The organism is Anaerostipes amylophilus (assembly GCF_025567365.1).
GTDB classification, from domain to species: Bacteria; Bacillota; Clostridia; order Lachnospirales; family Lachnospiraceae; genus Anaerostipes; species Anaerostipes amylophilus.
Window position 1 is genome coordinate 17,632 of record NZ_JAOQJG010000009.1, and the last position, 11,958, is coordinate 29,589.

The window sequence follows — 11,958 nt, forward strand, 5'->3', positions numbered from 1 at the left end:
TCCTTCTCTCTATTTTTTGACTACTTGATACTCATTTTCTGAACTAAAACGTTCTTCAATCCCCTGTGAAATAAGAATTTTATCATTATTGTCCACAAGGATTATATTAAATTCACTGCTATGTTTTTTCCAATACGAAATAGCTTTATCTTTCCCCATAACAAACAATGTTGTTGACAACGTATCCGATAATGTTCCATTTTTACTAATGATCGTTACAGATTTCAGGTCTTTCTCAGATGGTTTTCCTGTTGCCGGATCAATGATATGATGATATCTTTTTCCATTTTTCTCAAAATATCTCTCGTAAGCTCCCGAAGTGATGACTGCTTCATCTGCAGCTTCATATGCTCCGATCATATTTTCTGTATCATCTGGTGACTGAATTCCTACTTTCCAGTAACTTCCATCTGTTTTTTTACCAATTGCCTGAACATTTCCCCCAAGACTAATCACACCGCTTTTTACACCATCTTCTTTGTAAACTTTTGCAATTCTTTGGGAAGTATACCCCTTTGCAATTCCGCCAAGATCGATCTTCATATTCTTTTCAAGTTTTACTACATTTGTTTTCTTGTTGATTTTGATCTTCTGACAATCTACATTCTTTAACAGACTTTGAATCTCACTGTCAGATGGTACACGATATTTCTGTGTTGGAAATCCCCATAACTCAACGATAGGATAAACCGAAATATCAAAGGCATCTCCTGATTGTGCTGATTTCTTTTTAGCAAATTCAATTAGTTCTAATGTTTCATCAGAAACTTTCATCTTCTTCTTTTGATTCAGCTGATAGATTTCACTATTTTTATCAACCGCTGACCATAACTGATCTAATCGTTCGATCTCTGATTTTGCATCATCAACTGCCTTTTGTGCATTCTTCCCATATGCTTTTAAATTCATATAGGTATCCATCGCAAAGACCTGTGCACTTGCTTCTTTTGTATTCGCTTCACTGGATACTTCTGTTGTCGTTTTGATACTCTCTTTCTTTCCACATCCAACTGCTGAAACAGCACACAAAACTCCTAATAATCCAATGCATATTAACTTTTTTAATTTCATTTGATTCATCCTTTTTGGTTAGTACTCACTAACGTATAGTTTATAATTATTTAATCTTTGATTCAAGCATTATTATCGAGATTTTTTATCACTAAATATACTATTTCCCATTATATAGAAAATCTTGAGATTTCAAGGGGATTTATTTGCATCAAAAAAGGAACCGCCCATGCTGTCAGGCAATTCCTTTTTCCTTTGCGATTTTTATTTTTTAATTTCGTAGTAACCGTTTGTCTTCTTTGTAACCTTACTTACCTTAACATAGTAAGTTCCTTTTTTCTTTGGAAGTTTTACTGTTTTATCCAGATGTTTCACAGAAGTTTTTACTGTTTTAATTGGTTTTTTCTTACCACTCTGATAGATTGTAAATTTAAATCCACCCTGATCTGCTGCTGTTGATATTTTTAGTTTCTTCTGTTTTTTTGTAGATGTTACTTCTGTTTTATACCAACGTGCTGCTCTTTCATTTGTTGTATAAATTTCTTTTGCATTTAATTTCTTTGCTTTGGATTTCTTATAGGCTACGTTCTTGCTGTAATATTTTCTTTGATAAATAACTGTATTTAGCTGTTCTTTGGAAGCATTTAATACCAGACGATAAGTTCCTTTGGAAAGTCCACAACCCACTGCTATATCACTTTCTTTTTCGCTCATTGCACTAAATGTTTTTGTTCTTCCAATGGTAACCCATTTTCCTTTTTCGCTTTTCTGAATCTTATAACTTGTTTTTCCACCATCTTCTACTAATGATGCAACAAGGAAGCTTGCATATCCTCTCTTTGTCAGCTTAAATGTGTGGTAGGTTTCTTTTCCTTCCCCTTTCTGCATGTTCAGATCATCTTTTACTAATCCTTTGCATTCATTTTCTAACACATAGGCTGTCAGCATACCTTCTTTGCAGTTTCTTGGGAAATCAATGTAATATGTTTCTCCTGCTTTAACCTCTGCCTTTACATATACTGATGGTACTTTCTTAATCAGCTTCTGATTTGCATCATAAATAGCTCCTGCCTGTCCGTTATCTCCTGCTATGATTAAGAATAAAGATCCTGATTCAACTGGCGTGAGCTTAATTTTTTCAGGGTTTTTAAAGTAAGTGCGGTTATAATATTTGATTCCACCAGTCAACATATAATATAATGCATCTTCGGCATCTCCAAACTTATAAACTTTAACATCTGTTTTGTTCCACTCTGCTGGCTCTGTTTTCTTTGCAGCTTTTTTCATCGTTACTTTCTGTGGAAAATAAGACTGCTGTACTTTTGCTGCTGCATCTTCGGATGCTGATACCTTTGCCTGTGGAAGCAACATTGTTGCTGATATTGTTGCTGCCATTAAAATACTTAGTAATTTACCTCTTGTTTTTTTCATCCTGTTTCCCTCCTTAATTAAATGCATTGAAGTCCATGATCGTATAAGTTCCATTGGTTTTCTTTGTAAGTTTGTTTACTTTGACATAATAGGTTCCTTTACCTTTTGGAAGATTTACAACACCTATACTTTCATTTGTTTTTACTTTTATAGTTTTAATTGGTTTCTTCTTTCCTTTTTTATAAATAGTAAATTTAAAACCTCCGCCATTTGTTGCCTTTGTAATATTGAGAACATTCACCTTATCTGAAGCTTTACGTGTAAATTTATACCATCTTGATGCCGTTTCCCCTTGTGTATAAATATTTTGTACATAGGAATCTTTTTTTATCTTCTTGGCTTTCGATCTCGTATACGCTACATTCTTGTTCATTTTACTTATTCCATATGAAAGACAATATACCTGTCCTTTTTGTGTATTTAATACAACACGATATTTTCCAGCTTGAAGACCATTAATCACATACTTGTTAATATCAATATAATCATCGGTTCTCGGCTTTATTGTTTTTTTGTATCCTATGTTTATCCAATTGCCTTTCACATACTTTTGTACTTGCACTGTTACGTTTCCCTTATCTTTATGCATAACTTTCAATGCCATTTGTGAAAGAGATCGTTTCGCAATTGAAAATGAATGATACATGGTATTTCCAGTTGCAGATTCTCCATAAGAATTTCCTGCTTGAATTGTTCCAAATCCGTCTTTTAAGACAGCTACTACAATGGATTGTTCTTCTATCTTCTTTGGAAGTTTTATATAAAAAACATCTCCAGCCTTTGCTTTTATCATATATTCTATTTTTTCGTCTGCTGTTAATGTTTCTATTCTATTTTTCTTCGACTGATCATATATCTGTATACTTCCATCATCAGATGCTGTCATAACATAAAATAGTCCTGAATCTTTAAGTGTCACCTTAATCCAGTGGTCTTTTTCTTTATAATTATCATTGTAATAATGTAATCCACCGGTTGTAACATATTGCGTCATTTCATTTCCAGTGTCAAATAAATATGCAAACAGTTCTTTTTGATTCCATTCTTCTGGTTCTATATACCTTGCAGATTTTTTAGAAACTTTGGCATTTGTAATAATCGTTGTTTTCGCTGTTTTCTCTGCTGCAAACACTGGTGCTGCAAATAATCCTGCACAAATACCTGCTGTTAGTAAAACTGCTATAAACTTCTTTATTGTTTGTTTTACCATAAACAGCCCCCTTTCATTATTCCTTATATGTTTCTAACTCATACACTCCCGTTGTCTTATCTGTGAGCTTTGAAACTTTAATATAGTATGTTCCTTTTTTCTTTGGAAGTGTTACATATTTTTCATCATCATCTTTCTTCACTTTGACTGTTTTGATGACTTTTCCTTTTTGATAAACCTTAAACTGGAAGCCTCCGCCAACAGAGTATTTTGACAAGAGTACTCCTGTTCTCTTCTTTGTAGAAGAAACTGCAACTTTATACCATCTTGCTGTATGTTCTTCTGTTGTGTATACATTTTGCAAACTTGATTTAACATTGATTGCTTTTGATTTCTTATATGCTACATTTTTGTTTGTCGTCTTTCTCTTATATTCAATATTTATTATATTGTCTTTTGGATTCTTTAATACCATACGATATTTACCCGGTTGTAATCCATATCCAAGTGCTGTTCCATATTCTGCTGGTTTTATATTGGCACTATATCCAACTCTCTGCCATGTTCCATTGACATTTTTTTCGACATAAGCACCAACTTTTTCAACCTTTTTCCCTACTGGTGCGATTTCTAAATATACTCTTGAACGCTTTGAAATTGAAAATGGATGATATGTTGTTGTTCCTTTTCCAACTTCATAGTAGCTTTTATCATTCGCCATTGAACCAAATTCTGTTTTCATGACTCCTGTTAAAATAATAATTTTATTGATCTTAGTTGGTAATTTTACATAAAATTCATCTCCTGCTTTTACAACAGCTGAGTATTCATCTCCATTACCATCTCCATTCAGATCTTTTATCAAAACTTTTTTCTTCGTTGCATCATACAATGGTATTTTTACTTTACTATCCCCCATAACATCAATTGCAAAAAGTCCTGGATCTGCAACTTTAATTTTCACCCAATGATCTTTTGCTTTATAATTTTTATTGTATAAATGCAATCCTCCGCTAGCCATATATTTTAAGAAATCATCTTCTGTATCAAACTGATACGCTGTCAATTCTGCTTTGTTCCATTCTTCTGGTTCAACATTTTTTGCTGCCTTCATTTGTGCCGTTTTGTTGATCTTAACTGCCGCTGATACGGACGGACTAAACATTCCAATACTTAACCCTGCTGCCAGCAAAACTGCTCCTGCTTTTTTAATTACCCTTCTGATCATAAAAATTCCTCCTTAATTCCTACCTTTGTAATTTTAATAATATCCGATTTCATAAACCCCATTTGTTTTCTTCGTAAGTTTTGAAATCTTAAAATAGTATGTGCCTTTTTTCTTCGGCAGCGTTACCATTTTTCCACTTGCTTCCTGTGTTACCTTAATTGTTTTAAATACTTTCTTGCTTCCTGCTTTATAAATCGTAAATTTATATCCTCCTGAAACTGTATCTTCCCCAAACTCCAGTCTCCTTTTCTTCTTACTGGATGTTACTTTTACCTTATACCATCTCTCTGCTTTTTCGCCTGTTGTATAAATATTAGAAATCTCTTTATTTAAAGAAATACTTTTTGCTTTTGATTTCTTATATGCTACATTTTTTGACTTGGAACTCTTTGTAAATGAAACTGCATTCAATTGCGTTTTTGGTGCTTTGATCAACAGTCTGTATTCACCCTTTTGCAGTCCATGAATAAAATCATCGTCATAAGATGCCGGTTCGATCTTTACTGTATTATCAAGTCTCTTCCATACACCTTTTTCTTTTTTCTCGATATATGCATAGGTTTCTCCGCCTTTTCTGTTGATCGCGGAAATATTAAATTCTACCGCAGATCTTTTTGATATGGAAAATGGATGATATGTCGCTGCACCTGTTCCTGATTCATAATAGGTATCTGATGCCTTCATTGATCCAAATTCATCCTTGATCACACCTGACGTAATAATGATTTTATCAATCTTAGCTGGCAATTGAATATAAAATGTTTCTCCTGTCTTGGCAAGTCTTCCATATTCCAGATCTCCGTCAGATGTTGTCTGTGCCAAAACTTTCTGCTTTGTGGAATCATATAATTTTACTTTCTGTGAGCCATCTCCGTCTGTATCTGCTGATACAACAAAATATCCTGGATCTTCTACTGTAATCTTTACCATACGATCACTCTGCTTAAAATTCTTGTTATATAAATGAGCTCCACCTGTTAACAGATAGTTTTCAAACTTGTCTGTTGAATCAAACTGATACGCTTTGATTTCTGTACGATTCCATTCCTCTGGCTCAACATAACGTGCCTGCTTTGTTATATTATTATTCGTTCCTGCAAAAACAGCTGCTCCCTGATAATTCATGGATACTCCGATTGCTGCTGCCATTATCATTACTGCTGTTTTCTTTAATATCCTGTTCATGCTATATCCTCCCATATCTTATTCTATTACCTTATTGCCTTATCTATCATAAATAACCCGATCCATCAAAATATCATGTTCTTCTATCGGAACTTTATCCAACAACAATTTTCTGTAACATATCATAATCTTTGGAAATTGTGTTCCTCGTAGAAAACGATCATAAAATCCGGCTCCATGGCCTAATCTGTGGCCTTCTTTATCTGCACCTACACATGGAATCACTGCCATATCAATTTGTTCTTTCGGTAAGACTTTACATTGTTTTGAAGGTTCCATGATTCCATATGCACCTTTTTCAAAGTCAGCCAGTGTTTTGATCTGTCTTACTTCCATAATTCCTTTTCCGATACACAATGGAACTCCTACTGTCTTTCCCTGATCTAATGCAAGTGCGATCAATGGCCACGTATCTACTTCATTTTCCATGCTTGCATAACAAAAAATAGTTTCAGCTTCCTTATATTCTTTTAATTCTTTGATCTGATCAAAAATCGATTGATCTGCTTCTTTGATATACTGTTTATCTAGTTGTTTGATCTTATCTTTTATCTGTTGTCTCGCTTCTTTTTTTGTCATGATGTCCTCCAGATGATCAATATATTTAGGTACGAAAAAATGAACCTAATTTCTTAGGTTCATTTTATCACAATTTGTTCACAAAGTATCGTTTTTTATTTATAAAGTCTCATATAAACTCATAATTTTTTCACCAGTTGCTACATCTTCTGAAAATGCTGTTGCACTTCCTGCTGCAGTTCCCATCTTCAGTGCTTCGTTGTAATCTCCGTTGCTTCTTAAATATCCTGTTACAAATCCTGCAACCATAGAATCTCCGGCTCCTACAGAGTTCTTAACTTCACCCTTTGGACAAGGTGTCACATGAACATCTCCTGCTTCTGTAATAAGGATCGCTCCGTCTCCTGCCATGGAAACTAAAACGTTTCTTGCACCCTTTTCCTGAAGTTTCTTTGCATATTCTACAATCTCATCATTTGTCTTTAATACAACACCAAACATCTCTCCTAATTCGTGATTGTTTGGTTTAATTAGGAATGGATGATATTTTAATACATTTAACAGTAGATCTTTTGTTGCATCTACAACGATTCTGATATCTTTTTCCTGAAGACGTTCCATGATCTTTTCATATACATCAGATGGAAGTGTTGCTGGAATACTTCCTGCCAGGATTAATACATCTCCATCCTGTAACTCATCAAGCTTCTCATACATCTTCTGTAACTCGTCATCATGGATCACTGGTCCCATTCCATTGATCTCACTTTCTTCATTTGATTTTACCTTAACATTGATTCGTGTCATTCCTTCACGGACTCTGATAAAATCAGGTGCGAATCCAAGCTCTTTTGCTCCTTTTTCAATGACATCTCCTGTAAAGCCTGCAATAAATCCAAGCCCTACACTTTCCATTCCAAGGTTCGCAAGGACATGGGATACGTTGATTCCTTTTCCTCCGCAGAAAATATATTCTCTTGTTGTACGGTTGATCTCTCCTAATGTCAGATTGTCTACCTTGATTACATAGTCGATCGCTGGGTTAAATGTTACTGTATAAATCATGAAAATACCTCCTCAATGGTTGTGATTTCTCTTAATTTGTTATTCTTAAGATGATCTGTGATAATGTTTGCTTTCTTAAGATCCGCAAACTTAAATGTTGATATTTGATCAAATTTGCTCTGGTCTGTAAGTATATATCTTTGCTGGCATTGTTCCATTGCTTTTCTCTTGATCGCAGCTTCCTTCATATCTGGAGTTGTAAACCCTCGAACCTCATCAATTCCGTTCGTTCCAAAAAATCCTTTGGTAAAATTGTACTTATCAAGCTGCTCTAATGCTTCTTCTCCAACAACAGCTTCTGTCACTGCCTTTATCTCTCCACCGATCAAATGCACTTTAAACCCTGCATTCATTAACTTTCTTGCATGTGTGATTCCATTCGTAACATAGATCACATCATACTCTTTCAGAAAATCAATGATCATCTCTGTTGTCGTTCCTGCATCCAGATATACCATATCTTCTTTATTAATAAGAGATGCCGCATACTCTCCAATCTTTCGTTTCTCGCTCTGATGCTTCTTTGCTTTCGTGATAACTTCTTCTTCTCGTGATAGAACAGACTTTACTGCGGTTGCTCCACCATGAACCTTGATCAGCAATCCCTGTCGGTTCAATTCTGTTAAGTCTCTTCTTATTGTTGATTCTGAGGTGTTAAGCCACTTTGTCAGATCTGTTACTGTGACTGACTGTTTCTCTCTTAAAATTTCTAATATTCGTTCAAAACGTTCTTGTGCTAACACATTCTTCACCTCTTTTCTCTCTATTTTAGTATATCACTCTTCCAGTCAAAGTCAATCATTTTCTTTCATTTTCAATCATCTATATTTTGTTCATACTTTGAAGATAATTTAAACACTTTTTCAGAATTTCCTCGTATAATAAAAATAGCGCAAAAAAAGAAATGGCAGAAAATTAATCTGCCATTTCTTTTTTTGCCTTTTGTTCTTTCACTAAGTTACCGCTTTTCCTTCAGCATGTTCTTACTTCCAATATAAGTTGCGATCATATATCCAACATAGATAACAATCACAATGATCAATGATTGCACTACCGCCTCTGATATATTGATCTGTCCTAAGGTTGAAATCAGAATGGAGGCTGTTTTAATTCCAACATAAGAATGAACCAACGCTAGACTTAATGGAAGACAGAAATATAAAATAATCTGTGCCTTGATCGCACGATTAACCATTTTTTGTGAAGTTCCAATCTTACGCAATAATTGATATTTTTCAATATTATCTGCATTTTCACTCAATTGCTGCAATGCCAATACGGCCGCACATGTAATTAAAAATACCAATCCTATATAGATTGCAATATATGTCATGATCGTACTTAGTCCCGTACTTTGTTCATACACTTCTTCTTTTGAAATCGCCATTGAATAAGGCGAATTCTGCATCTTGCCTGTTCTGATCAACTCTTTTAAATGGTTGTTATACCTTTCAGATACTTTCTTGGCATTTCCTTTCCAATTGATATTTAAATACAGTGTTGAATTATCAATCTTTAGTGTCTGAATGATATTATCATTTAACACAACTGTTCCCATATCTGTTTTGACTGGTGCCACCATAAAAGTATCCTTTTGAAGTTCATACTTTATTTTATATGTTTTTCCATCCAGTGTAATCTTCTGCTTATCTTTGGCCGTCTTCTCCATTGTCGGAATCAGATTTGCATAATCGCAGTTTAATATATATTCATCTGTTTTTAACGTTAATTCTTTTTCTCCGATTGCTTTTCGAAGCTTGTTATACTCAGACAGCTTCACAAAAGTTAATGGCACTTCATACAGATTCTTTACATAATCCTTTGTATAGTCTGAATATTTTTCTCTTCCTTTTAACAATGGCTCCATTTTATATCTGCACTGCTTAAATACACCATTTTGATAAACTGTGATCGGCAGAGTTTCTTTTGCATCTTCTTCGATCGATAATCCAAGCGAGTTCATTTTCTTCACAAACTTCTGCTGTAATTCATTCTGATATCCCTTTTGACTTAAACTATAAAATGAATAATCAAATTTCGTCAGATCTTCCAAATCTGTTTTCACAGAAGATGCCAATCCGCTTCCCGTTGCAAATGCACTGATCGCCAGAAACAACATCAGACACAACATGGACATAGAAACAAATGTTGTCGTAATCTTTGAGTTAATCTGTCGCAGAACAAACAGGTTCAATCCATTATAGTAAAATTTCTTATTTCTTTTTGCCAGTTCTAATAAAAATCCTGACAATGAAAAGAAGAATAGAAATGTTCCAATGACACCTAAAATGATACTCATTTTAAAATCATTGTCCACACCAAGCATCTGATTCTTTGTGATCAAATGATACGCTATCCCTATACATGCAATGGACATTACAAATAAAATCACTGATAGAACAGGATTTTTTAATCTCATTTTCTGGTTCTTTTTTGCTGCATTCAACAGATTGATCAATTTATATTTTGATATTGTGATTCCATTAAATATCATCACAATAATAAAAATAATTGCAAAATACATAATTGTCTGAATAAATGCAGTTTGCGAGAAAACAAACTTAAATTCTTTCATCTGCACTGCAAACATTTTAGCTGTCAGCATTGCTAAACCTTGAGATAAAAATACGCCTGCAATCAGTCCAGCGATCAATGCGAAAAAACCAATTAATAAAGTTTCAATTAACAAAATTTTTGAAACCTGTCGTTTCTCCATCCCCAACAACAGATAGATTCCCATCTCCTTATGTCTTCGTTTCATTAAAAACTGATTGGCATAGATGATCAGAAATCCCAAGATCACTGCGACAAATACAGAAATCCAATTAATGATCACTGACATCAAATGCATCATTGATTTCTGGCTTTCATTCAATTTTAAAACTGCCTGCTGTGCCTGAACAGAATTGAACATATAAAACAAGCAGATTCCAAACGTCAATGTCAGAAAGTAAATCGTATAATCACGAATACTTTTTTTGACATTACTAAATGCAATTTTAGAATACATTCGTACTGTCACCTCCAAGCAATGTCACAACCTCGATGATGCGGTCGAAAAACTGTTTCCTAGAATCACTTCCACGAACTAGTTCATTAAAGATTTTTCCATCTTTGATAAACAGAATACGTTTGCAATAGCTTGCTGTAAATGCATCATGTGTTACCATAAGAATCGTTGCATTTAATTCCACATTCATCGTATCCATGCTGTCGAGTAACATTCTCGCAGCCTTGCTGTCCAAAGCTCCTGTTGGTTCATCCGCAAGGATCAGAGATGGATTTGAGATCATTGCTCTCGCACTTGCCACTCTCTGCTTCTGCCCTCCAGACATCTGATATGGATATTTGTTTAACACCTCTGTGATCATTAATTTCTCTGCGATCGATCTTACTCTGTCCTCAATCTCTTTTGCCGGAACTTTCATGATCGTAAGTGCCAGTGCAATATTTTCAAATGCTGTCAATGTATCTAACAGATTAAAGTCCTGAAAGATAAATCCCAGTTCCTCTCTCCTGAATTTTGAAAGATGCTTTCCTTTCAGTTTGGTAATATCCATTCCATTGATCAAAATATTTCCGGCCGTCACACGGTCGATGGTTGATATACAATTCAGCAACGTAGTCTTACCACTTCCAGAAGCTCCCATGATTCCAATATACTCACCCTTCTCTACTTCAAAACTGATCCGGTCGATCGCCTTTGTCAGATTTGCTTTACTACCATAATATTTTTCAATATTATCAACCTTCAATACAGAACTCATTCTTCCATCTCCTTATCTTTCTTTTCAAATCATTTTGTTTTACCCTTTTGTTCCTCTTATTGACTTGTCTATAATATATCATTAGCCAAAAACTGTATCCATCGATTTTCCTTACATGAAACTTACAATTTTGTCATATTGATATTTCCCATGAAAACTACTATACTAAATTTAACATGACTATATAAAGGAGGAACTCAACATGTATTTAAAAAATGAAGACGTAAAAATTGGAACAATTCCTGACGCTAATGGTTCTGACACACCACTTAGAAAAATGGAATTCTTAACAAAGAAAGAAATGAAAGACAGCAGCCGCCTCTACGGAAAAGTCATCGTACCACCAGGATGTGCCCTTGCTTATCATACTCATGAAAATGAAGGGGAAGCTTATCATATTCTTCAGGGAACTGGTCTTTACAACGATAATGGTACAAAGTATGAAGTACACGCTGGAGACACTACATTTACAAGTGATGGTGCCGGACATGCCATTGAGAATATTGGAAATGAAGATCTTGTATTTATGGCACTGATCTTATTAGATAAATAATCTGCTTTTAAATCATTGATCATCTAAGAATAAAAATATAATATAAAAC

Annotated in this window: 11 protein-coding genes; 1 reads left to right on the top strand and 10 read right to left on the bottom strand. The window is 34.4% G+C overall.

The window, feature by feature from the left end:
- Window positions 1-9: 9 nt before the first annotated feature.
- The 10 genes from OCV53_RS11545 to OCV53_RS11590 all read right to left on the bottom strand — a co-directional run bounded on the left by OCV53_RS11545 (window position 10) and on the right by OCV53_RS11590 (window position 11,356).
- Window positions 10-1,071: an FAD:protein FMN transferase gene (locus tag OCV53_RS11545; RefSeq protein ID WP_055198436.1), complete on the bottom strand. Its 1,062-nt coding sequence runs from the start codon at window positions 1,069-1,071 to the stop codon at window positions 10-12.
- A gap of 204 nt (window positions 1,072-1,275) precedes the next feature.
- A complete protein-coding gene (locus OCV53_RS11550) occupies window positions 1,276-2,442 on the bottom strand; it encodes a hypothetical protein (protein ID WP_022374741.1) in 1,167 nt (388 codons plus the stop codon).
- A gap of 13 nt (window positions 2,443-2,455) precedes the next feature.
- Complete coding sequence (locus tag OCV53_RS11555) at window positions 2,456-3,652, bottom strand: hypothetical protein (RefSeq protein WP_022374740.1); 1,197 nt, start codon at window positions 3,650-3,652, stop codon at window positions 2,456-2,458.
- Window positions 3,653-3,668: 16 nt separating this feature from the next.
- Complete coding sequence (locus OCV53_RS11560) at window positions 3,669-4,820, bottom strand: hypothetical protein (protein WP_022374739.1); 1,152 nt, start codon at window positions 4,818-4,820, stop codon at window positions 3,669-3,671.
- Between the two features lie 33 nt (window positions 4,821-4,853).
- On the bottom strand, window positions 4,854-6,005 hold the full coding sequence (locus tag OCV53_RS11565) for a hypothetical protein (protein WP_055198440.1): 1,152 nt from the start codon (window positions 6,003-6,005) through the stop codon (window positions 4,854-4,856).
- 39 nt (window positions 6,006-6,044) lie between these two features.
- Window positions 6,045-6,584, bottom strand: coding sequence for a 5-formyltetrahydrofolate cyclo-ligase (locus tag OCV53_RS11570; protein ID WP_055198441.1), 540 nt, complete (start codon window positions 6,582-6,584; stop codon window positions 6,045-6,047).
- Between the two features lie 99 nt (window positions 6,585-6,683).
- Window positions 6,684-7,589, bottom strand: a complete 906-nt coding sequence (gene pfkB, locus OCV53_RS11575; protein ID WP_022374737.1) for a 1-phosphofructokinase — start codon at window positions 7,587-7,589, stop codon at window positions 6,684-6,686.
- Window positions 7,586-8,332, bottom strand: coding sequence for a DeoR/GlpR family DNA-binding transcription regulator (locus OCV53_RS11580; protein WP_022374736.1), 747 nt, complete (start codon window positions 8,330-8,332; stop codon window positions 7,586-7,588). The genes pfkB and OCV53_RS11580 overlap by 4 nt, the downstream gene beginning before the upstream one ends.
- 215 nt (window positions 8,333-8,547) lie before the next feature.
- Complete coding sequence (locus OCV53_RS11585; RefSeq protein WP_055198443.1) at window positions 8,548-10,599, bottom strand: FtsX-like permease family protein; 2,052 nt, start codon at window positions 10,597-10,599, stop codon at window positions 8,548-8,550.
- Window positions 10,589-11,356 carry an ABC transporter ATP-binding protein gene (locus OCV53_RS11590; protein ID WP_022374733.1) on the bottom strand — a complete coding sequence of 256 codons (768 nt, stop codon included), beginning with the start codon at window positions 11,354-11,356 and terminating at the stop codon, window positions 10,589-10,591. The genes OCV53_RS11585 and OCV53_RS11590 overlap by 11 nt, the downstream gene beginning before the upstream one ends.
- Before the next feature lie 202 nt (window positions 11,357-11,558).
- Here OCV53_RS11590 and OCV53_RS11595 point away from each other — a divergent pair, with 202 nt between their 5' ends.
- Complete coding sequence (locus tag OCV53_RS11595; RefSeq protein WP_022374732.1) at window positions 11,559-11,909, top strand: cupin domain-containing protein; 351 nt, start codon at window positions 11,559-11,561, stop codon at window positions 11,907-11,909.
- The last annotated feature ends 49 nt before the right edge of the window (window positions 11,910-11,958 follow it).